At 74.0% G+C, this 25,712-nt stretch carries 16 protein-coding genes, 2 tRNA genes and 1 riboswitch; of the genes, 10 read left to right on the top strand and 8 right to left on the bottom strand.

Annotated features, from left to right (window positions below; genetic code table 11):
* Positions 1-184: 184 nt before the first annotated feature.
* The 4 genes from ACFYW1_RS32345 to ACFYW1_RS32330 all read left to right on the top strand — a co-directional run bounded on the left by ACFYW1_RS32345 (position 185) and on the right by ACFYW1_RS32330 (position 5,739).
* Positions 185-709 carry a hypothetical protein gene (locus ACFYW1_RS32345; RefSeq protein WP_389001287.1) on the top strand — a complete coding sequence of 175 codons (525 nt, stop codon included), beginning with the start codon at positions 185-187 and terminating at the stop codon, positions 707-709.
* 239 nt (positions 710-948) lie between these two features.
* Positions 949-3,123, top strand: coding sequence for a DEAD/DEAH box helicase (locus ACFYW1_RS32340; protein ID WP_389001284.1), 2,175 nt, complete (start codon positions 949-951; stop codon positions 3,121-3,123).
* 257 nt (positions 3,124-3,380) lie between these two features.
* Positions 3,381-5,519, top strand: a complete 2,139-nt coding sequence (locus ACFYW1_RS32335) for an FG-GAP repeat domain-containing protein (protein ID WP_389001281.1) — start codon at positions 3,381-3,383, stop codon at positions 5,517-5,519.
* Between the two features lie 147 nt (positions 5,520-5,666).
* Positions 5,667-5,739 (top strand) — tRNA-Lys (locus ACFYW1_RS32330).
* Positions 5,740-5,837: 98 nt separating this feature from the next.
* Here the strand turns inward: ACFYW1_RS32330 and ACFYW1_RS32325 are convergent.
* Positions 5,838-6,809, bottom strand: a complete 972-nt coding sequence (locus tag ACFYW1_RS32325; RefSeq protein ID WP_389001278.1) for an ArsR/SmtB family transcription factor — start codon at positions 6,807-6,809, stop codon at positions 5,838-5,840.
* A gap of 242 nt (positions 6,810-7,051) precedes the next feature.
* On the opposite strand from ACFYW1_RS32325, the gene ACFYW1_RS32320 reads away from it, so the two are divergent.
* Positions 7,052-8,860, top strand: coding sequence for a helix-turn-helix domain-containing protein (locus tag ACFYW1_RS32320; protein ID WP_389001275.1), 1,809 nt, complete (start codon positions 7,052-7,054; stop codon positions 8,858-8,860).
* Positions 8,861-8,978: 118 nt separating this feature from the next.
* On the opposite strand, the gene ACFYW1_RS32315 is transcribed toward ACFYW1_RS32320, so the two are convergent.
* From ACFYW1_RS32315 to ACFYW1_RS32305, 3 genes are all read right to left on the bottom strand, one after another.
* Positions 8,979-9,530 (bottom strand): heme-binding protein, encoded by a 552-nt coding sequence (locus ACFYW1_RS32315; RefSeq protein ID WP_389001272.1) that lies wholly within the window; start codon positions 9,528-9,530, stop codon positions 8,979-8,981.
* A 97-nt stretch (positions 9,531-9,627) separates the two neighbouring features.
* Positions 9,628-11,094 (bottom strand): FAD-binding oxidoreductase, encoded by a 1,467-nt coding sequence (locus ACFYW1_RS32310; RefSeq protein WP_389001269.1) that lies wholly within the window; start codon positions 11,092-11,094, stop codon positions 9,628-9,630.
* 234 nt (positions 11,095-11,328) lie between these two features.
* Positions 11,329-11,739, bottom strand: coding sequence for an SHOCT domain-containing protein (locus tag ACFYW1_RS32305; RefSeq protein ID WP_389001266.1), 411 nt, complete (start codon positions 11,737-11,739; stop codon positions 11,329-11,331).
* Positions 11,740-11,976: 237 nt separating this feature from the next.
* On the opposite strand from ACFYW1_RS32305, the gene ACFYW1_RS32300 reads away from it, so the two are divergent.
* The 4 genes from ACFYW1_RS32300 (at position 11,977) to ACFYW1_RS32285 (ending at position 16,150) form a co-directional block, all read left to right on the top strand.
* Positions 11,977-12,050, top strand: a tRNA-Met gene (locus tag ACFYW1_RS32300).
* 189 nt (positions 12,051-12,239) lie between these two features.
* Positions 12,240-13,400 carry a PP2C family protein-serine/threonine phosphatase gene (locus ACFYW1_RS32295; protein ID WP_389001446.1) on the top strand — a complete coding sequence of 387 codons (1,161 nt, stop codon included), beginning with the start codon at positions 12,240-12,242 and terminating at the stop codon, positions 13,398-13,400.
* A 272-nt stretch (positions 13,401-13,672) separates the two neighbouring features.
* A riboswitch (cyclic di-AMP (ydaO/yuaA leader) is annotated at positions 13,673-13,825 on the top strand.
* 122 nt (positions 13,826-13,947) lie between these two features.
* Positions 13,948-15,030, top strand: a complete 1,083-nt coding sequence (locus ACFYW1_RS32290; protein WP_389001443.1) for a M23 family metallopeptidase — start codon at positions 13,948-13,950, stop codon at positions 15,028-15,030.
* Between the two features lie 175 nt (positions 15,031-15,205).
* A complete protein-coding gene (locus tag ACFYW1_RS32285; protein WP_389001263.1) occupies positions 15,206-16,150 on the top strand; it encodes an aldo/keto reductase in 945 nt (314 codons plus the stop codon).
* 94 nt (positions 16,151-16,244) lie between these two features.
* On the opposite strand, the gene ACFYW1_RS32280 is transcribed toward ACFYW1_RS32285, so the two are convergent.
* From ACFYW1_RS32280 to ACFYW1_RS32265, 4 genes are all read right to left on the bottom strand, one after another.
* The gene (locus ACFYW1_RS32280) at positions 16,245-17,759 is read right to left on the bottom strand and encodes a PrsW family intramembrane metalloprotease (RefSeq protein WP_389001440.1); all 1,515 of its coding nucleotides are present in this window, start codon (positions 17,757-17,759) and stop codon (positions 16,245-16,247) included.
* Between the two features lie 198 nt (positions 17,760-17,957).
* Positions 17,958-18,878, bottom strand: a complete 921-nt coding sequence (gene trmB, locus ACFYW1_RS32275; protein WP_389001437.1) for a tRNA (guanosine(46)-N7)-methyltransferase TrmB — start codon at positions 18,876-18,878, stop codon at positions 17,958-17,960.
* Between the two features lie 4 nt (positions 18,879-18,882).
* A complete protein-coding gene (gene lhgO / locus ACFYW1_RS32270) occupies positions 18,883-20,139 on the bottom strand; it encodes an L-2-hydroxyglutarate oxidase (protein WP_389001260.1) in 1,257 nt (418 codons plus the stop codon).
* A 163-nt stretch (positions 20,140-20,302) separates the two neighbouring features.
* Positions 20,303-22,108 carry a sporulation protein gene (locus tag ACFYW1_RS32265; RefSeq protein WP_389001257.1) on the bottom strand — a complete coding sequence of 602 codons (1,806 nt, stop codon included), beginning with the start codon at positions 22,106-22,108 and terminating at the stop codon, positions 20,303-20,305.
* Between the two features lie 1,372 nt (positions 22,109-23,480).
* Between ACFYW1_RS32265 and ACFYW1_RS32260 the strand changes: the two genes are divergently transcribed.
* Entirely contained in the window at positions 23,481-25,592 is a 2,112-nt protein-coding gene (locus tag ACFYW1_RS32260) for an asparagine synthase-related protein (protein WP_389001254.1), read from the top strand.
* Positions 25,593-25,712: the final 120 nt, after the last annotated feature.

Raw genomic sequence — 25,712 nt, 5'->3', positions numbered from 1 at the left:
TGCGGGCCGGGAAGCGGGCGTGTCCCCGGCGGGGGAAGGGGAGTTGGGCACGGAAGCCCGTCCGCTCCTTCCGTACCGCTCCGTCCCCTTCGTGCTCCCGGAGGTGCCTCCCGTGCGCCAGTTCCCCGCCCCCGTCCGATGGGCGACCGTCATCGCAGCGACGGTCGCCGCGTCCGCAGGCTGTATGAGCGTCGGTGACGACGAGGGGAGCGGCACGAAGCCCGCGCCCTCGCCGTCGCGGTCCTCCGGGACGGAGGGGAGCGCGGCGCAGCCGGACGGCGGCACCGTGGCGGGCACCGGCCGCGTCCGGGCCGGGGGAGGGCGGGCCGAGGCGCACTCCGACTCCGAGCGGGAGGCCGCCGGGTCGCCGGAGCCCAGCGCCTCCACCGCGTCCCCGGCCGCTCCCGGCGGCGGGCGTCCCGGAGCGGGGCCGGGCGGTCCGGAGCCGACGCGGGGCGGCGGGGCGCCGACGCCCCCGGCCTCGTCCCCCGGTCCCGGGGCGCCGCAGCCCCCGGGCTCCCCCACGCCGTCCGCGCCCGCGACCACCGGGCCGTCGGCCCCCGTCGAGCCGCAGCCCTCCGAGCCGCCCCCGTCGTCGCCGCCGTCCGCCTCACCGGCCGCCCGGTTCCGCGGCGAGGCGATGGCCGCGCCGTACGGCCCGGCGGTGCTGCGCACCCCGGAGGCATCGCCGCAGGTGAGGCCGGTGTAGCGGGGGGCCGGAGGAGGTCGGTTTGCGCAATGTGGGTGGGAGTGCGTATGGTAGTAGATCGTTTGATCCCATTGCCCGGCGCCGAAACAGAAGCGCGCCGTGTGGCGCGTACTCTCCCTTGCCGTGGCTGGACCGCATTGAGGCGGTCGAAATTGCGAATCACGGAGTTACGGGCGCGTGCCGAGACTCCGGAAGGTTTCGCATTTCGCATGTCAATTTCCAGTTCTGACCGCACCGTCATGCCCGAGAGCATCGAGAACGACGAGCTCGTCGAGGCCGCCGAGGCCGTCGTCGCCGAGACCGCCGACTCCATCGAGGCGGACGTCCCCCGGGCCGAGCAGGCCGACACCGACGCCGCCGCCGACGAGGCGGACGCCGAGCCGACCATCACCTTCGCCGACCTGGGCCTGCCCGAGGGCATCGTCCGCAAGCTCGCGCAGAACGGTGTGACGGAGCCCTTCCCGATCCAGGCCGCGACCATCCCGGACGCCCTGGCCGGCAAGGACATCCTGGGCCGCGGCCGCACCGGCTCCGGCAAGACCCTCTCCTTCGGTCTGCCGACCCTGGCCGCGCTGGCCGGCGGTCACACCGAGAAGAAGAAGCCCCGCGCGGTCATCCTGACCCCGACCCGCGAGCTCGCGATGCAGGTCGCGGACGCCCTCCAGCCGTACGGCGACGTGCTCGGCCTGAAGATGAAGGTCGTCTGCGGCGGTACGTCGATGGGCAACCAGATCTACGCCCTGGAGCGCGGCGTCGACATCCTCGTCGCCACCCCGGGCCGGCTGCGCGACATCATCAACCGGGGCGCCTGCTCCCTGGAGAACGTCCAGGTCGCCGTCCTCGACGAGGCCGACCAGATGTCCGACCTGGGCTTCCTGCCCGAGGTCACCGAGCTGCTCGACCAGGTTCCGGCCGGCGGCCAGCGGATGCTCTTCTCCGCCACGATGGAGAACGAGATCGGCACGCTGGTCAAGCGCTACCTGGACAACCCGGTGAGCCACGAGGTCGACAGCGCCCAGGGCAACGTCACGACCATGACGCACCACGTCCTCGTCGTGAAGCCGAAGGACAAGGCGCCGGTCACCTCCGCCATCGCCGCCCGCAAGGGCCGCACCATCATCTTCGTCCGCACCCAGCTGGGCGCCGACCGCATCGCCGAGCAGCTCGTCGAGGCGGGCGTCAAGGCGGACGCGCTGCACGGCGGCATGACGCAGGGCGCCCGCACCCGGGTGCTCGCCGACTTCAAGGACGGCTACGTCAACGCGCTCGTCGCGACCGACGTCGCCGCCCGCGGCATCCACGTCGACGGCATCGACCTGGTCCTGAACGTGGACCCGGCCGGTGACCACAAGGACTACCTGCACCGCTCGGGCCGTACCGCGCGGGCCGGCAAGTCCGGTGTCGTCGTGTCGCTGGCGCTGCCGCACCAGCGCCGCCAGATCTTCCGCCTGATGGAGGACGCGGGCGTCGACGCCTCGCGCCACATCGTCGGCGGCGCCGGCGCCTTCGACCCGGAGGTCGCCGAGATCACCGGCGCCCGTTCGCTGACCGAGGTGCAGGCCGACTCCGCGAGCAACGCTGCCAAGCAGGCCGAGCGCGAGGTCGCCGAGCTGACCAAGCAGCTGGAGCGCGTCCAGCGCCGCGCCGGTGAGCTGCGCGAGGAGGCCGACCGCCTCGTCGCCCGTGCCGCGCGCGAGCGGGGCGAGGACCCCGAGGCCGCAGTGGCCGAGGCCACCGCCGAGGCGGAGGCCGCCGTCGAGGCCGCCGTCTCCGTGCCGGAGCAGCCCGCCCGTGACGACCGTCGTGACGAGCGCGGCAACTTCGAGCGCCGGGACAACCGCGGGCACGACCGCCGTGACAACGACCGTCCGTCGTTCAACCGGGACCGTCGTGACGACCGCGGTGGCGACCGGGGCTTCCAGCGCCGTGACGACCGCCCGTCGTTCAACCGCGACCGCCGTGACAACGACCGTCCCTCGTTCAACCGGGACCGTCGTGACGACCGCGGTGGCGACCGGGGCTTCCAGCGCCGTGACGACCGCCCGTCGTTCAACCGCGACCGCCGTGACAACGACCGTCCCTCGTTCAACCGGGACCGTCGTGACGACCGTCCGTCGGGCGGCTTCCGCTCCTACGACCGCCGGGACGACCGCGGTGGCCGCTCCTTCGACCGTCGCGACAACGACCGTCCGTCGTTCAACCGCGACCGTCGCGACGACCGCCCCTCGGGTGGCTTCCGCTCCGGCGGCAGCGACCGTCCGTTCAACCGCGACCGTCGCGACGACCGCCCCTCGGGTGGCTTCCGCTCCGGCGGCGGCGACCGTCCGACCGGCCGTCGTGACGACCACCGCGGCGGCGGCACCGGCTCCTTCGGCCGCCGCGACGACAAGCCGCGCTGGAAGCGCAACGGCTGACACACCGTGAGGACCCCTGGGGGTCCGCCCGACGGTCTGCGGAAAGCGGGCCCGCTCTTCACGAGCGGGCCCGCTTTCCTTTTCACTTCCCTCACACAACTGGCCGCTGCTGGCATCCGGCGACTTGCACGGGGGCGGGACCGGGGGACTCTGCGAGCTCTGCGCAATTCCTTTGCTGCGGGCCGCCGTTGATCACCCGTGCCCTTCGTGTCTTCGTGTCTTCATGCCCTCGGGCATTTCGGGGAGGACTGACCCTTTTGACTCGCCCTGCTTCTCCACGCGCCCGTGGCGCCCGGCGCCGTATCGCGACACTGGCCGCCCTCACCGCGGCCGCGGCCGGTCTCGGCACGATGCCGGGTGCCGTTGCAGCGGACGCGTCGGCGCCCATCGCGACGAGCGGCGTCTGGGGCATCGACTTCGCCGGCGGAGTACTGAACACGGTGGAACTCGCCCCGAGCGGAGCGCAGTTCGCGTACGCCCGCCAGGTCTCCCCGGGCGGGGCGACGGTGGGCGCCCCCACCTCGATGGGATACGTGGACGCCTACGCGACCGGCGCGCACACGAAGCGCGTGCCGTGCGACGCGGGTTCCTGCGTGCCCCTGTACGCCACCGGCAACGGCCACCTGGGCCGCTTCTTCGTCGACGGCGGCAAGGAACGCGCCCAGGTCTGGACGACGGCGGACACGTACCACGGCTCCGAGGAACCCGCGGTGACCGGTGGCCGGTTCGTGGACGCGACCGGACGCTACTTCGTCCACGAGGCGGCGTCGACCGGCAAGCAGTACATCGACGCCGTCGGGGTCCGCTGGTCGGACGTGCGGACGACGCGGCCCATCACCGCCGCCTCGATCTGGGGGTCGGCGCTGTGGACGGCCGCCCCCACCGCCGGGGTGGTCACCGCGACCGACCTCGAACAGAAGAAGGTCGTCCAGACCGTCGCCACCGGCGCCCCGTGCGTGATCGGGGAACTCCGGACCGTCGGCCGCTGGATCTACTGGAACTGCGGCCCGGACGGCGCCGCCGGGGTGTACGACCGCACGGCGAAGAAGAGCGTCACCGTGCCGTCCGGCGCCGCGCTCGTCGGCGACGGCTACCTCGTCCGGCACGACCGCACCGCCGGAAAGCTGCTGCTCACCGACTTCCACACCGGAACGGTCGCACCGCCCAGGGAGATCGCGGACCTGCCCGCGGGCGACACCGTCGACCAGCGACGGCTGACCTGGGCCGTGGACAAGTTCGGCGGCGACATCGCGTACGTCGGCCCGGACAGGGCGATCCGGATCGTGCCGAGCGGGGTGCCCACGCAGCCGCTCGCGAAGATCGAGTCGGACGTCGACGACGGGTACATCGACCTCAAGAACACCTCGGGTGGCCGGCGCTGGGAGAGCAGCTGGCAGCTCAACGCGCCCGCGACCTGGACCTTCGTGGCGAAGGACCTGCGAGGACGCACCGTCCGCACCATTTCCGGCGGCCCCGGCGCCGAGATCGAGGTCAACTGGAACGGCCGGATGGACAAGGGCACCCACGCCTTCAACGAGCTCCACACCTGGACGCTGACCGCCAGGGCCGTCAAGGGCGGCGGCACGTACACCACCAGCGGGAAGATCTCGGTCGGCGGCGGCCTCCAGGGCCACCACGACCAGGGCGGCCAGGACTTCGGCGAACTGGTCACGCTCAACTCCGTCGGCGGACCGACCCTGCACTACACCGAGGGCAGGGGGAAGTTCGACTGGAAGCGCTCCGGTGCCGGCCGGCCCAAGGGCACGGTCGCGGTTCCGTTCGGGGACATGGGCGGCGACCGGTGCGCCGAGATGCTCGTACGGATCCCGAACGGGGAACTGCGCCGGTACAACGGCAAGTGCGGCAACTCGTACACGCCGGGCAGCGGCCACACCTCGCTGGGCACCGGCTGGAACGCGTACAACGTCCTGACCGTGCCCGGCGACCTGACCGGTGACGGACGCCCCGACCTGCTCGCGCGCAAGGCGTCGACCGGCGACATCCACCTCTTCGCCGACGACGGGCACGGCAGGCTGAAGCCCGGGGTGAAGATCCGCTCGGCCTGGAACGGCTACTCGAAGGTCGTGGGCGCCGGAGACCTCAATGGCGACGGGTACGGAGACGTGCTCGCCCACGACAAGAAGGACGGCACGCTCCACCGCTACGACGGCACCGCGAGCGGCCGGCTGAAGGAGCGGGTGAAGGTCTTCGCCGCGTGGGGGAGGTCGTACGACGTCATCGTCGGGGTCGGGGACATCACCGGCGACGGGAGGGCCGACATCGTCGAGCGGGACGGCTCGGGCAACCTCTTCCGCAACAACGGCAACGGCAAGGGATCGTTCGGCTCGCGCACGAAGATCGCCACCGGATGGCAGGGCTACAAGGGGATCTTCTGACGCGAGGGGCTCCCGGCGCCCGGCGGCCGTGCCCCGTGCCCCGGGAGCCCCTTCGGAGCATCAGGTTTCCGCCATGACGGGGCCCGGTAACCGATACCCGATCGGCGGCCGGGTTCCGGCGGGCTATGCTCAGGGGTGATGCGCCGAGGGCCGTTAGCTCAATTGGCAGAGCAGCGGACTTTTAATCCGTTGGTTGTGGGTTCGAGTCCCACACGGCCTACCGACGGCGGGGGGAGCGGTTCGTCCCTCCCACCCGTACTCCGACGCCCCGACCGGTTCCGCCCGGTCGGGGCGTTCGTCGTGTGCGGTCCCGTCGTCTCATCGCGGGCCGGTGCCGAGCAGGGCGAGGCCCACCGGGGTGAGACTGTGGCGCACGGAGTTGCGCAGCCGGTTGCTGGAGACCAGGCCGGCGTTCCGCAGCACGGTGGTGTGCTCGCTGGCGGAGGAGAGGGAGATCCCGACGCGCCGGGCCAGTTCGCTCGTGGTGCACTCGCCGCCGAGGGTCTCCAGGACCGCGGCCCTGGTGTGGCCCAGGAGCCGGGCGAGGTGCGGACCCGCCGGTTCGGCCGGGGGCGTCGTCGCCGGGGCCACGGGCCGCGCGGGATAGACGAGGGTCGGCGGCAGGGCGGGGTCGGCCAGGGCGACCGGCGCCCGGTGGCAGAAGTACGACGGGATCAGGAGCAGCCCCCGGCCGTCCAGGCAGATGTCCGCCTCGACCGGGTAGTCGGCCTCCAGGACCGGCGGGCGCCAGCGCAGGGCGGGGCCGAACGTGCGCAGCATCGCGTCGGTGCCTCCGAGGAACTGGGTGCGCGTCCGCCAGGCGCGGTCGGCCTCGACCCGGTCGCGGATGTGCTGCCACATCCCGCCGAGGGCGTGGTGCCGGTAGGAGCGCAGTGCCTCGCCGAGGCGGTGGAGCGCCGGCGAGCCGCCCTCCGCGACCGCCCGGAGCCAGGGGTCGGGCGGCTTGTCCTTCGCCAACCGGGTGAGCTGGAGGTGCAGTTGGGGCCGTGGTGTCGACAGCAGGGCGTCGAGTCCCGCCTCGAACCCCTCGGCGCTCTCGACCGGGGTGAGGAAGTCCGGGAAGTAGCCACGGGCCGGGACCAGGGGCAGCAGCAGGCGCAGCGGGCTCCGGCCGTTTCTGATGACGTGTTTCTGCCAGTGGAGCATGGCGGGGTCCGACTGCCGTTCCCGCAACTGGTGCAGGCTCAGTACGGATTCCCAGAGCGGGTCGGGATGGTCGGCGACACGGGTACGGGTCAGGTCCCCGGCCGAGAAGTGGATGCGCAGCATGTGTTTCCCCGGTGCGAGACGCGTTCACCGCTCCCCCCGAGCGGCGCCGGCGTCGCCACGTTCTGGTGACGTCGGTGTTGTGACCTTGTGACAGCGGTGTGTGCTGAGGCAAGAAGGAACGGGGAAGGTGGGACAACGGGACGCCCGAGGGGGCCTCAGCTGCGGTTCTCGGGCCGAATGGGACGGCGTGGGACGCGTCCCGTCTTCCCCGGGGAGGGGAGGACCGGAACAACAGGAGGGCGATGACGTCCAACAGGAAAGTGGTGGGACCGGCCGAACTGGCCGATTTGCTGGAGGAACTGAAACGGCGCAGCGGGCGCAGCTACACGGCGCTGGCCCACCGCACCGGCCTCAGCCGGTCCACGCTCCACCGCTACTGCCGGGGCACGACCGTCCCCGGCAGCTTCGGGGCGGTGGAACGGGTGGCACGGGTCTGCGGGGCGAGTCCGGCGGAGCTGGACCGGCTGTACCGGGTCTGGTCGCGGACGACCGCCGCGCAGGACCGGGCCGACGACGTGGTGGTTCCGGCCGGTGACATGAGGGTTCCGGGGGATGACGTGGCAGGTCCGGGCGGCGCGGGAGGACGCCCGGACGAGCACGGCGCGCACGGTGGGCCCCCGGACGCCGGGGCGGGCCAAAGGCCCGCGGCGGCAGCGGTGGTGGGACGGGGCGGGGAGCCGGGGGAGGCACGGCCGTCGCCGTGGCGGGGGCTCCTCCCGCTGCGCGTGATGGCCCTGGTCCTCGTCCTCCTCCTCGTCCCGGCCGCCAGCACGCAGCTGCCCGGCGGCGACGGGCCCGGCAGCGGCGGCCCGCCCGCCGGCCCGGGCACCGGACGGGAGGGCACCACCACCGCCGTCCAGCGGTTCGACGGACCGCTCTGGTCCGTCGCGCCGCGCCGGGTGCCGCCGGAGTTCTTCGGCCTGACGATGAACACCGACACGGGAGAGATGCCCGGGTTCCGCACCGGGGCCGTGCGGCTGTGGGACAGCGGGACCCGCTGGGGCGCCATCGAGCCCCGGCGCGACCGGTACGACTGGTCGGTCCTGGAACGGTCGGTCGACGCCGCCGAACGGCGCGGGCTGCCGGTCCTGCTCACCCTCTCCGGCACGCCCCTGTGGGCGGCGCCGGACGGACGCAGATCCGCCTACGCCGATTCGCGCCCCGTGCCCCCGGCCGACCTGGCGGACTGGGACCGCTTCGTGGAGAAGGTGGCCACGCGCTACCGCGGCCGCATCGAGGCGTACGAGCTCTGGGACTACCCCAGCCATCCGCTGCACTACGCCGGAAGCGTCGCCGTCCTCGCGGAGATGGTCGGGCGGGCGGCCCGGATCATCCGCCGCGTCGATTCCGGGGCGCTGGTGGCCTGCCCGTCCTTCGGGGGGCTGTGGGAGGAGCGGGGCCGTGAGCTGCTGCGCCGGTTCGCGCGTACCGGCGCGTACGGGAACTGCCACGCGGCGGCGCTGAAACTGCCGCCGCGCAGGGCCGATTCGCCGCCGGAGGAGATCATCGACCTCGCCCGGAACGTGCGCGACGTCCTGTACGAGGAGGGCGTGGGGCAGATCCCGGTGTGGAACACCGGGCCGGACCGGGACGTCGCGGTCACCCCGCCGCTGGACGCCCGCCGGGCCCGCGACTACGCGGTGCGCTTCTATCTGGCGGGGCTCTACAGCCGGCACTACGGGGTGAGGCGGATGTACTTCTACTCCTGGGGGAGCACCGGTGTGCCGCTCGTGGTGCAGCCCGTCGGCGGGCGGCCCACGGAGGCCGGGCTGCGCATGGGGCGGCTGCGGCAGTGGCTGGACGGCGCCCGGATCTCCGCGTGCGGGCAGGGCGGGCAACTGGGCCTGCCCGAGGGCGCGTACACCTGCCGCTTCGAACGGGGCGGCACTCCCTTCCTCGTCCGCTGGACGACGAAGGGGCGTGTCGACGTGCCCGTGGCCGAGGGGGAGCGCCTGCTGCGCCGCATGGACGGCCGGACCGTTCCGCTCCGGGCCGGTGACCGGATCGGTTTCGGCGAGGAGCCGGTGCTGGTCGAGTACCGCGAGAGCTGAGACCGGGGCCGGAGCGCACGGCTCTCCCGGCCGGGGCATCCGCCCGGGAGAGCCGTGCGCGGAGGGACCGGCGACACCCGTACGGGGGAAGCGGGTGCCGCCGGAGTTCGGGGAGCCGTTACCGGCCGAGGGCGGCCACGCCGGCCCGGGCGAACTTCTCGTCCAGGTCGCCGGAGGGGGCGCCGGCGACGCCGATGCCCGCGATCGGGGCGCCCTTGGCGGTGACGGGGGCGCCGCCGCCGAGGAAGAGGGTGCCGGGGATGTCCTTCAGCGTGGGGGCGTTCTGCAGGCGCTTGACCAGCTCGGAGGTGGGGGCGTTCCAGGAGACGGCGGTGTACGCCTTCTTCACGGCCGACTCGTAGGACTGCGGGCCGGCGCCGTCGCCGCGCAGGGTGACGACGGTGTTGCCGTTGCGGTCGACGACGGCGACCGAGACCCGCTGGTTCTCCTTCTCCGCGGCCTCCAGCGTCGCCCGCGCGGCCTTCGTCGCCGCCTCGATCGTCAGGTGCGTGGACCGCGTGAGGTTCTTGTTGGCGGCGTCGGCCTTGACGGCGGCGGGCGCGGCGGCGGGGGCCGCGGCGTTGGCGGAGACGACTCCGAACGTGCCCGCGATGGCGGCGGCGGCGACGGTGCCGGTCAGGACGCGGGTGCGCAGCGACAGCTTCTTCATGGTCAACGACTCCTCGGGTTCGGCCAGGGGCTCGGGAATCTCTGCGTTCCCGCTTCGAGATCCATCCTCCGGCCGGACCCGCCCCGCACCGGTCGCCCTACGGGCTTTCGTCCCGGCCCCCGACGGATGACGCCCGGGTCGGCCGATCGGACGATGCCGACACCGTTTCCGCAGGTCGGGCCGCCGGCTCGATGTTCTGGTTGGCGTGGAAGAAGTTGTGCGGATCGTAGGTCCGCTTGACGGCCGCGAGGCGGTCGTAGTGGTCGCGGTAGGTGGCCCGTACCCGGTCCGGGGTCTCGCCCGCACCGATGAAGTTCACGTACGTGCCGCCCATGGAGTGCGGGTGCAGCGCCTCCCAGTAGTCCACGCACCACTGCCGGAGCCTTCCGGCGTTGTCCGGATCGGGGTCGATGCCCGCGATGACGCCGGACCAGACGGCGTCCCGGTAGGCCCAGGCCGTGTCGTCGGGGCCGACCCGGTGGGCGGCGCCGTCGACCGGGTACAGGTGCATGGTCGACAGGTCGGTGGGGAGGCGCTCGGCGTACTCGGCGTGCACGTCGACGGCCTCGTCGGTGATCCGGTCGAAGAAGTTGCCGCGCCAGTACCACTGGAGGCCGGGAGGAAGCAGCGCGTCGAACATGGACTGCAGGGCTGGGTAGGGCATCGGCGCCGTGAAGCGGAAGGCGGGCGTCGCGGGGTCCTCGACGGGCTCGAGGGTGGTTTCCAGCAGCTTGGGGTCGCCCGTCCAGCACCACACGACGGCGCACATCCGCCGGCCGTGGATCTCCTCCGGGAACGGTGGCCCCGGCGGCACGGTGAGCGAGGCGAAGAAGCCGTTGAGGTCCTCGGTGGCCCGGGGCAGGAAGTCGCGGTACCAGCGCAGCACGTCGTGGATCCGGTCGGCGGGCCAGAGCGTGACGGCGACGCCCACGGTGTCCACCGGGTGCATCCGAAAGGTGAAGGAGGTGACGACGCCGAAGTTCCCGCCGCCGCCGCGCAGCGCCCAGAAGAGGTCGGGGTGGGAGGTGGCGCTCGCCGTCACCGGGGTCCCGTCGGCCAGGACGACCTCCGCGGCCAGCAGGTTGTCGATCGTCAGGCCGTACCTGCGGGTGAGGTGGCCGTGGCCGCCGCCCAGGGTGAGGCCGCCGACGCCGGTGGTCGAGAGGATGCCGGACGGGGTGGCCAGCCCGAAGGCGTGGGCCGCGTGGTCGAGGTCGCCGAGAGTGCTGCCGCCGCCGACCGTGGCCGTGCGCGCCCCGGGGTCGATGTGCGCCCAGCGCATGGGCGAGAGGTCGATGGTGACGCCGTCGTCCACCAGGCAGAGGCCCGCCCCGCTGTGGCCGCCGCCGCGGACGGCGGCCACGAGTCCCTCGTCGCGGACGAAGTCGACCGCGGCCATGACGTCCGCCGTGTCGGCGCACCGGACCACCGCCGCGGGACGCCTGTCGATCATGGCGTTGTAGATCGTGCCGGCCGGGCGGTACTCCGGGTCCTGCGGGCCGATGACGGGGCCGCGCAACGCGGTCCGCATCGCGTCCAGGGGTACGGGTGCGGTGCCGTTCATGGCCTGGCCACCCCCTCGTGCGTCGAGGTCGGGATGGCGGTCGCGCCCCGCCCGGCACCCGGCGGGGGAGGCCGGGGCCCCGGGGTCCGGAGCCGCGGACGGGGAGGCCGCCGTGGGCTGATGCCTCAAGCCTCCGCCCGGCCCCGCGACCCCGCCAGCCCGCGGGGCCGGGCGGAGGGAGACATGCGCGCCCGGGACGGCGGACGGTGCGGTGCGGGCCCGGGGCGTCCCGGCTCAGACGAGGAGTCTCGTCTTCGCGCGCTGGTACTCCTCGTCCGTGAGGGCGCCCCGGTCCCTGAGGTCGGCGAGCCTGGCCAGGTCGTCGACGTGGCTGCCGTGTTTCGGGCCGTCCCCGCCCGAGGTGCCCGCCGCCTCCCGTACGTACGCCTTGAAGGCCGCGTCCCGGTCCTGGGCCTCCTTGATGTCCCGTCTGCTCATGGACTTGCCGCGCACGATCACGTACACCAGCACCCCGATGTACGGCAGCAGCAGCGTCAGGACCAGCCAGGCCGCCTTGCCCCAGCCGCTGAGGTCGTGGCTGCGGAAGATGTCCGTGATGACCTTGAAGAGCAGGAACAGCCACATGACCCAGAGGAAGAACCAGAGCATGGTCCAGAAGAGGTCGAGCAACGAGTAGTCGTCCACGGTTCGCTCCCGATCAGTGCGATGTCGTCGCGTCGGTCGGCCGGTCGATGAAATCAGTCATATCACCGCATATCGGTACGCGCGCGCCGTCCGAGGTCAGGTCCGGACAGGGCCCGGGCGGGGTCCCGGGTCCGGATCGCCGGTGCGGTCCGTGGGCCGGAGGCGGTCCGGGTGAAGCCCCGGGGAACCCGAGTGGTCATGAGTGCGCCGGGAATGGCGTAGAGTTGTGTTCACCGACGCGGGGTGGAGCAGCTCGGTAGCTCGCTGGGCTCATAACCCAGAGGTCGCAGGTTCAAATCCTGTCCCCGCTACTGAAGAGTCAGGCCCGGCACGCATGCAGCGTGCCGGGCCTGACTCGTTTCGTTCTCCCGTCCCGCCCCACGCCCCGTCCCCCCATTGGCCGATGAGCGGTCGCCGCGCCGTCGCGTTCCGGGGAGTCTGGGGGCGGGGCGCGGTTCCGTCCGCAGCCGCGGACGTACCGGGCAGGAGACCAACGGGTGGTGTGGAAGCGGGAGCAGCGGCGCGGCGGGCACGTCGACGGCGGCGTCGGCACCCGGCGGTTCGTACGGGCGATGCCCGCCTTGATGATCGTCGGCGGGCTGGTGTTCGACATCTTCACGCCGCCGACCTTCACCGCCATCCCGCTGTTCGTGGCGGCGCCGCTGATCGCCGCCCCGTTCTTCTCGCTCTCCCGCACCGTCAGCACCGGCATCGCCTCGATGCTGGCCGTCATCGCGCTGCGGCTGTCCAGCAGCACGCTGCCCGAAGTGGTGCCGCTGATCGAGCTGCTGACCCTGGCCACCGTCTCGGTCCTCGCGGTCGTGATCAACGGGGTGGTGCGGCGCGGCAACGAGCAGCTGGCCTCCGCGCGGGTCATCGCGGAGACCGCCATGCGCGCGGTGCTGCCGAAGCCGTCCGAGCGGATCGGCGGACTGCGCGTGGCGGCGCGGTACGTGGCGGCGCAGGCGGACGAGTTCGTCGGCGGCGACCTGTTCGCCGTGACGGACACCCCGTACGGGGTGCGGCTGGTGGTCGGGGACGTGCGGGGCAAGGGCCTCGAAGCCGTGGGGACGGTGGCGGTGGTCATCGGGGCGTTCCGCGAGGCGGCCGAGCAGGAGCACTCGCTGGAGGGCGTGGCGTGGCGGCTGGAACGGGCGCTGGCGCGGGAGGAGGCGAGGCGGGGCGGGCTCGACGTGCTGGAGGGGTTCATCACCGCCGTGCTGGCCGAGATCCCGTCCGGGCCGGCCCGGGTGCGCGTCGTCAACCGCGGCCACCCCGAACCGATCCTGCTGCATCCCGACGGGGCGCTGGAGGTGCTGAGGCCCACCGAGCCCGCGCTGCCGCTCGGGATGGACCTGGGCGCGTGGCCGCAGCGGACGGACGAGTGGGAGCTGCCGGCCGGGACGACCCTGCTCCTGTACACGGACGGCCTCTCCGAGGCACGGAACGCCGAAGGGGTCTTCTACGACCCGGCGGACCGGCTGCGCGGGCGGATCTTCCCGGGGCCCGAGGAGCTGCTGTCCGCGCTGACCGACGACGTGCGCCTGCACACGGGCGGCGAGACGACCGACGACATGGCGCTGCTCGCGGTCATGCGCCCGGCGGAGGGGGAGCCGGACCGGCGCAGGACCGTGCGGATCGTCGGCCGGGAGGAAGGGTGACGGGCGGGCCCGGGGGCCGGGTTCCGTTCCTTCCGCTCCCGGCGCCACGGTGCGTGATCGAAGGGCGCCGCTCCGCATAACATTTGACGCAACGTCAGAAACGGGGTAGTGGCTGAGGTGCGGTCAACTCGCACGTTTTCATTGGATTATGTCCCGTAAAGTCCAGGCCAAAGACGTGAACGATCAGTGGGAACGGCTTGGAATGCGACCCCGGTGTCTATTAACGTTCGATAACGCAGCGCGGTCGTCCCAGCCGCCGCCAGTGGCGGCACCGTGCGCGAGCGCCGAATTCCGCAAGGGAACCGGGGAACCACCTATATGGGGTGAATCGGACGCCTGTGTCTCGTGAGAGGCAGAGGGGCCCGTAGGAGACCTTCCTGCTCCGAACCCGTCAGCTAACCCGGTAGGCGAGAAGGAAGGAAAGGAGTGCGCCCCCGTGGCGTCCAACAAGCCTGCCCCCGAGGCCCCGTCCCGGTTCACCCCCGACTACGGCTTCGGTGCCGACTTCCCCGCACAGCGCGGTTCCGACACGGCGGCCACCGGGACGGTGACGACGGCATACGGCAGCGACCACGACGCCGGGTTCAACGGTGACTTCAGCGACGGCTACGGCGGCGACTTCCGCACCGAGGGCAACGGCGGCGAGCCCGCGCGCAGCCTGGAGGAGTGGAACCCCACCGAGGAGTCCGTCCGCCCCGTGCGCGGCCGGCACCGCGTCGCCAAGCAGCGCAGCGGACTCGCCCGCAGCTCCACGGTGCTGGGCGTCGGCGTCATCGCGGCGGTCGGCGCGGGCGGCATGGCCACCGCGCAGAGCAAGCCGCCGGTCTCCATCTCCGTCCCCGACTCCATCACGGAGAACCTCCCCGACGCCGCGTCACTTCCCGGCGTGGGTGCTCTGTTCTCCGACGACTCGGACAAGGACGCGTCCGAGGACGTCACCGCCACCACCCCGCTGACCTCCGCCGGCATCACCGCCGCCGAGGCCGAGCAGGGCAGGACGGATGCCGGCGAGGCGCTCCGCGCCCGCATCCTCCAGCAGGCCGAGCAGCAGCAGGACGCGGCCGCCGCCGAGGCCAAGGCCGCGGAGGAGGCGGCCGCCGCGGAGAAGGCCGCCGCCGAGGCGAAGAAGCAGCAGGACGAGGCCGAGGCCAAGGCCGCCGCCGAGAAGAAGAAGGCGGAGGAGGAGGCCAAGAAGAAGGCGGAGGCCCTCCGGCTCGCCAAGCTCGCCGCCAGCTACGCCGTCCCGACCTCCTCGTACACGATCACCTCGACCTACGGCCAGGCCGGTTCGATGTGGTCCTCCGGCCACCACACCGGCCTCGACTTCGCCGCCCCGACCGGCACCCCGGTCAAGGCCGTGCACGGCGGCACCATCAAGTCGGCGGGCTGGTCCGGCTCGTACGGCTACCGCACGGTGCTGGAGCTGGAGGACGGCACGGAGGTCTGGTACTGCCACCAGTCCTCGATCGGTGTCAGCGTCGGCCAGAAGGTCGCCACCGGCGAGACCATCGGCCGCGTCGGCGCGACCGGCAACGTGACCGGACCGCACCTCCACCTGGAGATCCACACCCCCGACGGCACGGGTGTCGACCCGATGGCCTGGCTCCGCGGCAAGGGCCTCAACATCTGAGGCGACCCGGCCCGGCCCGGTCCACCGGCCCATGAACCCCGGCAGTCCTGACGCTCCCCCCCGACGTCAGGACTGCCGGTTTTTCGTGGGAGGTACCGGGCCGGCACGCCCGCGGGCCGCCGGAAAGAACGGGCCCGCCGGAATAGCGGGCCCGTCGGAACTCGTTGATCCACTTATGACTTCTCTTCGTAAGCTGGGCTCCTCCGACCTCCAGGTCTTCCCGCTCGCACTCGGTGGCAACGTCTTCGGCTGGACCGCCGACGAGGCGCAGTCGTTCGCCGTGCTGGACGCCTACGCCGAGGCCGGGGGCAACTTCATCGACACCGCCGACGTGTACTCGGCCTGGGTCCCGGGCAACGAGGGCGGTGAGTCCGAGACCGTCCTCGGCAAGTGGCTCGCCGCGCGCGGCAACCGGTCCGACGTCGTCGTCGCCACGAAGGGCGGCGCCCACCCCGAGTACAAGGGGCTTGCCGCCGCCACCATCAAGGCCGCCGCCGAGGAGTCGCTGCGCCGGCTCGGCACCGACCACATCGATCTCTACTACACGCACTTCGACGACGAGACCGTGCCGGTCGAGGAGATCATCACCGCCCTGGACCAGCTGGTGAAGGAGGGCAAGGTCCGGGAGATCGCCGCCTCCAACATCAGCGCCGAGCGGCTCCGGGCCTCCCTGGACTTCTCGGAGCGCGAGGGCCTGGCACGCTACGTCGCCCTCCAGCCGCACTACAACCTGGTCTCCCGCGACACCTACGAGGGCGAACTCCAGGACACGGCCGCCCGCGCCGGGCTCGCCGCCGTGCCGTACTACGCCCTGGCCTCCGGCTTCCTCACCGGCAAGTACCGCCCGGGCGCCGCGGTGGACAGCGCGCGGGCGCAGAGCGCCGGCCAGTACCTGGAGTCGGAGCGGGGGCAGAAGGTCCTGGCCGCGCTGGACAAGGTCGCCCAGGCGCACGACGCGCAGATCGCGACCGTCGCGCTGGCCTGGCTCGCGTCCCGGCCGACCGTCGCCGCGCCGATCGCCTCGGCCCGTACGGTCGAGCAGCTGCCCGCGCTGGTGGCCGTCGCGGACCTCGCGCTGACCGAGCAGGACCTGGCCGTACTCACCGAGGCGTCCGCCTGACGCACGGCCCCGGCCGTCCGGAGCACCGCCCCCGTTCGCCCCGTCCACGGCCGTTCGTCCGCGCCGTCGACGGGGCGAACGGTGTGCCGCGGTGCTACCGCGGGGGCAGGTAGGGGTTGTGGCCCGTCCCCGGGCCGGGACCGTTGTGGTGCCCGCCGTACCCGGGGTGCGCGGGGAACGGCCCGGCGTACGGGGGCGGCGCCGGATGGTGGGGACGCAGCCGGCCCGTGGCCTGCGCCGCGTACGTGAGGGCGGGCACGGCCACCTCCCTGCGCTGCCAGAGGTGGTGCAGCAGCTCCAGCTCCCGGGCCGCGAAGTCCGGTTCGGCCGCCCCGCGCCGGGCCCGCAGCCGCAGCGACGCCAGCGACGTGGCGAAGGACTCGTACTCGGCGACGGTACGGGCGGCCGCCTTGCCGTGGGCCGTGGCCCGCGCCAGGTCCCCGGCCGTCGGGGCGGGAGCGGCGACCGGCCCGTGGCCCGGCCACCCCGCCCCGTACGGGACGGGCCCCCGCGCCGCGATGGCGTGCCGGCGGCGGGCCTCGTCACGGGCCAGGCCGCGGGCCCGCATCGAGGAGAGGGCGAGCGGCTCCGCCGGAGTCAGCCAGCCGGCCGCCGCGTAGGCGGGCAGCTCGGCGCAGAGCGTGCGCAGCTCGCGTTGGCGCGACCAGATCGCCAGCCAGGTCACCAGGCCGAAGGCCGGGACCATGAACAGCCCGTACACGGCGTAGAAGCCGTACGGGCCGAAGGTCGCCGACCCGTTCCACAGCGCGTGCATGCCCATGGCGAGGACGAGGCCCAGCAGCGGCAGCACCACCCGGCGGGCGCGCCGGCGCCGGGCCGTCGCCGCGATCCCGAAGCCGATGCCGGTCAGTACCGTGAAGAGCGGGTGCGCGAACGGTGACATCACCACCCGTACGAAGAACGTCGCGGCCGTCACCGACACGGCACCGGCGGTGCCCGCCTGCTGGTCCTCGCCGAAGGCGTTGCCCAGGTAGAGGATGTTCTCGGTGAAGGCGAAGCCGCTCGCGGTGAACCCGGCGGTCACGACGCCGTCGACGATCCCGTTGAAGTCGCGCCTCCGGAACAGGAAGACCAGCAGTATCGCGGCGGCCTTGGCGCTCTCCTCGACGACCGGCGCTATGACCGTGGCACCGAGGGTGTCGGCGTCCGCCGGGTCGGCGGTGGCCGTGGCTATCCAGCGGGTCGCGAACGAGTTCGCGAGGATCGCGACCAGGGCGGCGGCGAACGCGCCCCAGGCGAAGGCGAACAGCAGGTTCCGCCAGGGGGCCGGCTCGACCCGGTCCAGCCAGCGGAACGCCGTCATCAGCAGCGGCACGGGCAGCACGGCGAGCCCCAGCCCGACGAGGAACCCCTCGGTGCCCGTCTGGTCGCGGACCAGGGCCAGGATCGCCAGCCCGCAGAGCGCGAGCACCGTGAACACGGCCGTGACGCGGAACGCCCGGCTGCGCCACACCATGCCGACCCGGCGCGGCCGGTAGCGCCAGTGCCCGCGCCCGGGAACGGCAGCGAGGATCTCACCGACCCGCTTCTCCTCGAGGAGCGGTACGGCCGGCTGTGACTGCCGCTGCTGGACAGACCCGTCGAACACCACCCGACGACCCTAACGAGCAGCACCGACACCTGGCCATGGGGCGAGGACGCGGACGCGGCCCCGGCCGGGCGCGGCGGCGGGCAGGGCCCGGCAGTGTGCAGGACCCGGCAGCGGGCAGGGCTCCCGGCCCGCAGGTTCAGCGGGCAGGACTCGGCGGACCGGTCCCGGTGGCAGGACTCGGCGGACCGGCCGGGCTCAGCGGCGGGCGAAGAGCAGGTCGTGCACGACGTGGCCCTTGTCCAGCCCCTGGCCCTCGAACCGGGTCAGCGGCCGGTACGCGGGCCGGGGCGCGTAGCCGCCGTCCGCCTGCGTGTTCTCGTACCGGGGGTGCGCGGTCAGCACGTCCAGCATCTGCTCGGCGTACGGCTCCCAGTCGGTCGCGCAGTGGATCACGGCCCCCGGCTTCAGCCGCTGCGCCGCCAGGTCCAGGAACTCGGGCTGGATCAGCCGCCGCTTGTGGTGGCGCTTCTTGGGCCACGGGTCGGGGAAGTACACCCGCAGCCCGTCCAGCGACTCCGGCTCGAGCATCTCGCGCAGCAGGATGATCGCGTCGCCGTTGGCCACCCGGATGTTGGACAGGCCGTTGCGGTCCGCGAGGCCGAGGAGATTGCCCTGGCCCGGGGTGTGCACGTCGACGGCGAGAATGCCCGTGCCCGGGTCGTCGGCGGCCATCTGCGCGGTGGCCTCGCCCATCCCGAAGCCGATCTCCAGTACCACCGGGAGCCCGTCGAACAGCTCGGGCAGGTCCAGGACGCGCTGCCCGTCGATGTCCAGGCCCCACTTGGGCCAGAGCCTCAGCAGGGCGTCCTCCTGGCCGGGCGTGACCCGGCTGCGGCGGGGCTGGAAGCTGCGGATCCGGCGCTCGTGGTGCGAACCGGCCGGATCGACGGCGGGTCCGCCGGGGAAGCGCGGTTCCTGGCGCAGCCTGCGCTGCCGCTCGAAGGAGGCGGCCCGCAGTTCGTCCGGGATACCGGCGGCGGGGCCGGGCTCCGCGGGACCGGCGGAACCGGTGTCGGGCACGGCGGGACCGGCGTCGGGACTCGCGGCACGGCTCGCGGAAGGGCTCGCCGGAAGGTCCGCTGCGGTGCTCCCGGCCGGGCTCTCGGAGGGGTTCATGGGCTCAGACACAATGCCCTGATTCTACGGCGGGCGGCCTCCATCCCGTTTCCCGTGCCCTCAGCAGCGCCCTGCGCGCCACTTCCCGCCCGATGGGCAGCGAGGCGGTCGCGGCGGGCGACGGGGCGTTCAGCACGTGGACGGTGCGCGGGGCCTCGCGGATCAGGAAGTCGTCCACCAGGGTGCCGTCGCGCAGCACGGCCTGGGCCCTGACCCCGGCCGGGGAGGGGCGCAGGTCGTCCTCCGTCACCTCGGGCAGCAACCGCCGCACGGCCTCGGTGAACGCGTGCTTCGACAGCGAACGCCGCACCTCGCCCGCCCCGTACCGCCAGTGTCTGCGGGCGATCTGCCAGGTGCCGGGCCAGGTCAGGGTGTCCGCCAGCTCGCGCGGGCGCACGACCGGCCAGCCGTACCCCTCGCGGGCCAGCGCCGGGACCGCGTTCGGTCCGACGTGGACGCCGCCGTCGTGGCCCCGGGTCAGGTGGACCCCGAGGAACGGGAACGCCGGATCGGGCACCGGGTAGACCAGGCCGCGCACCAGCTCCGGCCGCGCCAGCTCGTAGTACTCCCCCCGGAAGGGCACGATCCGCACTCCCGGGTCGTCGCCCGCGAGCCGGGCCACCCGGTCGCAGTGCAGCCCCGCGCAGTTCACCAGCACCCGGGCCCGCACCACCACGCCGTCCGCCGTGCGCACCGCCGCGCCCCAGGGGCGCCGGTCGATCGCGGTGACCTCCGCCCCGTACCGGACGACTCCGCCGGCCCCGCTCACCTCGGCGGCGAACCGGGCGGCGACCGCGCCGAAGTCGCACACCCCGGTCGTCCCGACCCGGATCGCGGCGAGGCCGCTCACATGGGGTTCGTGCTCGGCGATCTGGGCGGGGCCCAGCTCGCGCACCGGCAGCCCGTGCTGTCTGCCGCGCTGGACCAGGGCGTGCAGCCGGGGCAGCTCGGACCGGTCGGTGGCGACGATGAGCTTGCCGGTCACCGCGTGCGCGATGCCGTGCTCGGCGCAGAAGTCGGCCATCTCGGCGGCGCCCCGCACCGCGTAGCGGGCCTTGAGCGAGCCGGGACGGTAGTAGATGCCGCTGTGGATCACCCCGCTGTTGCGCCCGGTCTGGTGACGGGCGGGGCCCCACTCCTTCTCCAGCACCGTCACCCGGGTGCCCGGAGCGGCGCGCGTGATCGCGTACGCCGTCGACAGGCCGACGATCCCGCCACCGATCACCAGCACGTCGCAGTCGTACGCCGCGTGCGTCATCATCGCGCCACCTCCCACCCCGATAGTGCACTGACCCACTGACAACGTGCTCAAACCCGATGGGGCCGCCGTGCTGCCGGCCGGGCGTGCGAGAGGACGGGCCGAGAGGGCGGCCCGCCCCTCCCGCGCAGGTCGTGCGGGTGCCCGTACGGGCTGTTCGCGCGGGTTACGCGGGTGCCACCAGGAGCGGCCGGGCCCGCTCGCGCAGCTCGGCGACGCGCGGCTCGTGCCCGTACGGTTCGAGCCGGTGCAGCAGGTCCCGTACGTACTCCGTGGTCCGCGCCGAGGAGATCCGGCCCGCCACCTCCACCGCCCGGGTGCCCGCCGCGCAGGCCGCGTCCAGGTTCCCCGACTCCAGCTCGGCCACCGCCGACACCACGAGCCGCAGCCCGTGCGAGCGGACGAACTCCTCGGTGGGCCGGGACAGCGCCTGCTCGGTGAAGCGCCGCACCTGCCGGGGCGCCTTCAGATCGAGGTGGCACTCCGCGGCGTCGGCCGCGAACCGGTCGTACGAGTAGAAGCCCAGCCAGGACGGATCGGCGTCGCCGTCCCTGGAGCGCTCCAGCCAGCTCTCGGCCGCCTTCAGCGCGGAGCCCGCGGCGGCGGCGTCGTTCGCCTTGGCGTGGGCGCGCGCCTCCACCAGGCGGAAGAAACTCATGGTGCGGGCCGTGGCGAGCCCCCGGTTGCGCTCGACGGCGGCCTGGGCGAGGTCGACCCCCTCGTCGGCGAAGCCGCGGTAGGTCGCCTGCAACGACATCGACGCGAGGACGTAGCCGCCGAGGGGCACGTCGGCCGCGGCCCGGGCGAGCCGCAGGGCCTGGATGTAGTAGCGCTGCGCGGCCTCCTGCTGGCCGGTGTCGAAGGCCATCCACCCGGCGAGCCTGGTCAGTTCGGCCGCCGCGCCGAAGAGCGCGCGGCCCACCTCGTCGGTGTACGAACCGAGCAGCAGGGGTGCGGCGTCGACCCGTAAGCACTCGGGGACCATCGAGGAGCGCCAGTCGCCGCCGCCGTACTTGGAGTCCCAGCGGCGCGCGTCCTGGGCCGCCTCGCGCAGCTTGGACACGTCGCTGTGGCCGACCCGCAGCGGGGAGATGTCGCTGGTGGCACCGGTGACGGTCCCGGCGGATGCCGGGGCGGCGCCGGGTATGGACGGGGCGGTGGTGCCGGGCGCCGTGTCCGGGCGCGGCTGGGCGGGGATGGCCGGGGCCTGCCGGGTCCCCAGCGCCCCGAGCGTGCCGAGCGCCGCCTGGGCCGCCTGGGCGTTCAGCGCCGCGTGCGTCCCGGGTCTCGGCTGCACGCCGGACGCGGGCGACGTCCCGGGGGGCCGGGCACCGGAGGGCGGCGGTTCGGGGGTCCGGGCGCCCGGAGGACGGGCGCCGGTCGTCGCGGCGGTGCCCGGCGCCGGTTCGGCGTCCTTCGCCGTCTTCCCCCGCGGCCCCTGCGCCCCTGCACCCGTGCGTGCGCCCCGTGCGCCCTGGGCGGCCGCCGCCGCGGCGTCGCGTTCCACCGTCGCGTCGGCGGGACATATCAGCCAGCGGGACGCGGGCGTCGCGTACGCGCTCACCGAGAACGAGCCCGCGAGCGACTGCCAGATGCCGCCGCTGCCCGCCCGCCGTCCGGCCAGATCCAGCCGGTACAGCTCGGTGGCCGAACGGACCGCCTCGGCCACGTCGCGAGGGAAGGCCAGTCCGACCTCGGGCGCCGGGTCGGCGTCCGCGAGCCCGATCTCGTGCAGCGGGACCGGCCGGCCGAGCTTGGCGCCGATCGCCGCCGCGATGAGATGGGGCGCGGCGCCCTGCGGCACCATGCCCTTGGAGACCCACCGGGCCACCGAGGTCTTGTCGTACCGAAGTGTCAGACCGCGCTGCGCCCCGAGGTCGTTGACCCGCCGGGCGAGCCCGGCGTTGCTGATTCCCGCGAGGGCGAGAACGGTTCCGAGCTTCTCGTTCGGTCCTCGTTGCTCCCTGGACATGCGCCACCCCTCGACACACAGACAGCCGCCGCGACACCGTTGCGGCGCGCGGCATTCGTACCGTGTCCTCCCCAGCGACGTCCCCCGGCACTCCAGCCGCACACGCATCTGGCCGAGCCCCGAGGAATATGCCTCCAGCAGAGAACCTTCAGTAAACCCAGCGTAGTTCGCCGCATCCCTACCGTTAAGGGGCAGACGTCCGTATGGCGGGATTGTTGTCCGTCGGGTTCCGGGGGACCGGCGGCGGCGCCCCGGGGGTCCCGGCCGACGGCCGGGGGAGGGGCGGAAGCGGGTCCGGCGGAGGGCTCGGGAGGAGGCTCGGACGGGGCGCGGTCGCAGGTCCGGGCACGCGTCCGGGCGCCGGGCAGGGGCTGCTCCGGCCGGGTTCGCGGGCCTGTCCGACGGCAGGTGCGGGCGTCCTCGGGGAGCTTTCCGGGCGCCTTCCGGGAGCACCTTTCACATGCGCGGGCGGCGCCGTTCGACGAGCTCCGCACGTGCTCCTCATGTGTGGCCGTGCGCCCGGCCGTGCGCTCTCGTCGGGCTGTTTCGGGAGCGCTTGCATGGGTGCTGCGTGGGTCGGCCCGCTGCGACGGAACGTCAGTGGGCTGGGGGACACTGCCGCCTCATTCCCCGCAGGCGGCGGACCGGTCCGGGGGGCGAGCACCGCCTCCCGGACCGTGCGTGGGCCGGTGCGCCGGCCGGGTGCGGGGCGGGAAGCGGAACGGGTTTCCGGGTCGCTCCGAGAGCGGCCCGGGGGCCGTTCCGGGGGGTCGTTCCGAGGAGGGGCGAAGGGCACGGGCGACCCGGACGGCGGGCCGCCGGAGGCGTCGGAGGAATCCAGGGGGATCGAGAAGATTCGGGGAATGAAGTGGGGCGAAAAAGGGCTTCTGATGTGACGGGCCCCCTGCCGCCAGGTTTCAACACGCCCTGAAATTGGCTGAATATTATCGTCCAAGCAGGGTTGGGGTGCCCGTTTCGTGGACATTTCGTCGATCGCCCGGTGAGCCTCCGCCGCCCCTCCACGGCCGGTTCGGGAGGGTGGGACCCCGCCGGGAGCGCCGTCGGCGCCGCGCGGAGGCGATGAAGGAGTCGGGCAACTCGCCCTGTACGTACGGAAATCGGGGGTCGCGGGGTCCGGAGTCCCTGCCGGGGCCGGGCGCCGGGGCCGCGGCCGGAGCGGGGCGTCCGGACCGGAGCGAGGGCGTCCGGTACGGCGTTTGCCAGGGGCGCATGCGCATCCGACGTGCGCCCTCCGGAGCCCCTCCTGTGCGCCGTTGTCGTGGCAGCATGTTCGCAACGGCGCCGCGTGCCACCGGAGTTCTCCCGTTGCTTCCCTGCTGCGCCGTTTTGTCCACAGCCTGTGGAGGCGGCGATGCGTTGGTTGGTGGGGTGGAGCAGTATCGCCGCACGCTTCGGCACGGCGGGCGCGGTCGGGTCCGACGACGAGGGGCGCACGGTGCACCCGGTGGGCTCGCAGCTGCTGTGGGGCGACCCCGATCCGCTGTGGGCCGTCGGCGACTGGCGCCCCGACGAGATCCGCATCAGCACGGTCGAGGCCGCCGACGGCACCCCCACCGCGCGCATGGCCGTCCTCGGCTGTTGCAGCGCCACCGACGAACAGCTGCGCGCCGGTCTCCTCGCCGCCCGCGGCGGGGCCTTGCGCCACCTCACCTCCTGGCCCGGCAGCTACACGACGGTCGTCCGGATCGGCCGCCGGATCACCGTCATCGGGGACCTCGCCGGGGCCCGCCCCGTCTTCCACACCCCCTGGGCGGGCGGCACGGCGTACGCCACCGCCGCCCTCCCGCTCGCCGACCTCATCGAGGCCCAGCTCGACATCGGCCACCTGGCCGCCCTGCTCGCCTGCCCCGAGACCCCGGAGGCGCTGCGCGACGGCACCCCGTACATGGGGGTGAAGCGCATCCCGCCGGGCCACGCGCTCATCCTCCGCGAGGGCTCGCGCGAGGTCACCGGGTACGAGGCGGTGGCCTCCCTCGCCGTCGCCGCGCCCCAGCTCGACCCGGTCAGCGCCGTCGAGGGGGTGCGCGACGCCCTGGTCGACGCCGTGCGCGCCAGGCTCCTCGCTCCCCGCCACGCCCCCGAGACCCTGCCGCCCGACCCCGGCCCGGTCCCCGGCATGGGCCCCGCCGACCGGCGTGCCGCCCGGGGCGCCCCGGTGCCCGGCATCGGCGCCGACCTCTCCGGAGGCAGCGCCTCCGCCACCCTCGCCCTGCTCGCCGCGGGCCTGCCCGGCCTGCCCGGCACCCTCCTCGGCCACGGCACGGGCGCGGGGGAGCGGCTGCTCGCCGTCACGCTCAACGACCTGACCGCGCACGGCCACGAGGACGAACTCGAACGCGCCCGGGTCATCGCCGCCGACCCCCGCCTGCACCACGTCGTCGTCGCGGCCGGGGAGGAGGCCCTGCCCTACGCCGATCTGGGCGGCGGCCCGCTCACCGACGAACCCGCCCCGACCCTGGTCGTCGCCGAGCGCCACCGCCGCCGCCTCGCCGCGGGCAGCGCCGACCACTTCGTCGGCGGCGGCGCCCGGCAGGTCATCGACGCCCACCCGGCCCGCCTCGCGGACCTGCTGATGGACCGTCGCCGACGCCATCTGCTGCGCCCGGTGGCCGCGCTCGCCAAGGCGGAGGGCCCGAGCGCCCAGTCCCTGTTCGTCCCGCTGACCGTCTACCGCGCGGCCCGCCGGCTCTCCCGCACCTCGTACCGCAGCGGCCTGGAAGCGGCGGCCGACCGGCTGCCGGACGCCAACCGGAACGCCCCCGACCTCGACACCCCCGCCGACGCCTCGCTCGCCGCCCTCGCCTGGTCACGGCCCGGGCCCGCCGCCCGCTGGCTCACGGGGGAGGCGCTCGCCGAGGTGGCGGTCCGGCTCCAGGAGGCGGCGATCCGCCCCGTCTCCGTCCAACGCCCCGGCGAGGCACGGGCCAGGGCGGCCCTGGCCCGGTACGCCGCCGACCACCGCATCCTGGAGCAGGCCGCGGAGAACCGCAGCCAGCGTCTGCACGCCCCGTTCCTCGACAACCAGGTCGTACGCGCCGCCCGCGCGCTCCCCGAATCGCTCCGGGTCCAGCCGGGCGCCCGCGCCGCGGTCCTGCGCCGGGTCCTCGCGGGCGCGGGCATCCACGAACTGCCGCCGGGCTGGGGCACCCCCTCGCTCGCCACCTCGAACGCGACCGCCCGCACCGGTCTGCGCGCCGCGCTGCCCGAACTGATCGCCCTCTTCGACGCCCCGCTGCTCGCCGACGCGGGCCTGGTCGAGGCCCGCGTCGTACGGAAGGCCCTGCGCGCGGCCGCCGACGGCGAACCGCTCCCGCTGGAGGGTCTCGCCCATCTGGCGTCCACCGAACTCTGGCTCCGCCGCCTGGTGTCGCGCCGCGGCACCTGCTGGACGGGCACGGCGGCGCCCCGCCAGCGCGCGGTCGCGGGCGGAGTCGTCCCGGCCAGGCGGACGTTGCAGCGCTAGGGTCCTTCGTTCGGACCGGGCCGGGCGGCGGGTGGGGCCGACGACGACCGGTGAGCCGATGACCCGGTGAGGGGCGGTGGTCGGTGGGCCGACGGCCGACGGCCGGGCCGCGGGACACAA

This window comes from Streptomyces sp. NPDC002669 (genome assembly GCF_042889165.1).
GTDB lineage: Bacteria > Actinomycetota > Actinomycetes > Streptomycetales > Streptomycetaceae > Streptomyces.
Note: the sequence above shows the minus strand (reverse complement) of the source record. Positions and strands in the feature narration are given on the sequence as shown.

Excerpts from the sequence above, each read along its gene's own strand:
- trmB (WP_389001437.1), bottom strand. The coding sequence starts at position 18,878 with ATGAACCCCTCCGAGAGCCCGGCCGGGAGCACCGCAGCGGACCTTCCG.
- ACFYW1_RS32260 (WP_389001254.1), top strand. The coding sequence starts at position 23,481 with ATGCGTTGGTTGGTGGGGTGGAGCAGTATCGCCGCACGCTTCGGCACG.
- ACFYW1_RS32340 (WP_389001284.1), top strand. The coding sequence starts at position 949 with ATGCCCGAGAGCATCGAGAACGACGAGCTCGTCGAGGCCGCCGAGGCC.
- ACFYW1_RS32265 (WP_389001257.1), bottom strand. The coding sequence starts at position 22,108 with ATGTCCAGGGAGCAACGAGGACCGAACGAGAAGCTCGGAACCGTTCTC.
- ACFYW1_RS32315 (WP_389001272.1), bottom strand. The coding sequence starts at position 9,530 with ATGAAGAAGCTGTCGCTGCGCACCCGCGTCCTGACCGGCACCGTCGCC.
- ACFYW1_RS32320 (WP_389001275.1), top strand. The coding sequence starts at position 7,052 with ATGACGTCCAACAGGAAAGTGGTGGGACCGGCCGAACTGGCCGATTTG.
- ACFYW1_RS32285 (WP_389001263.1), top strand. The coding sequence starts at position 15,206 with ATGACTTCTCTTCGTAAGCTGGGCTCCTCCGACCTCCAGGTCTTCCCG.
- ACFYW1_RS32345 (WP_389001287.1), top strand. The coding sequence starts at position 185 with ATGAGCGTCGGTGACGACGAGGGGAGCGGCACGAAGCCCGCGCCCTCG.
- lhgO (WP_389001260.1), bottom strand. The coding sequence starts at position 20,139 with ATGATGACGCACGCGGCGTACGACTGCGACGTGCTGGTGATCGGTGGC.
- ACFYW1_RS32325 (WP_389001278.1), bottom strand. The coding sequence starts at position 6,809 with ATGCTGCGCATCCACTTCTCGGCCGGGGACCTGACCCGTACCCGTGTC.
- ACFYW1_RS32310 (WP_389001269.1), bottom strand. The coding sequence starts at position 11,094 with ATGAACGGCACCGCACCCGTACCCCTGGACGCGATGCGGACCGCGTTG.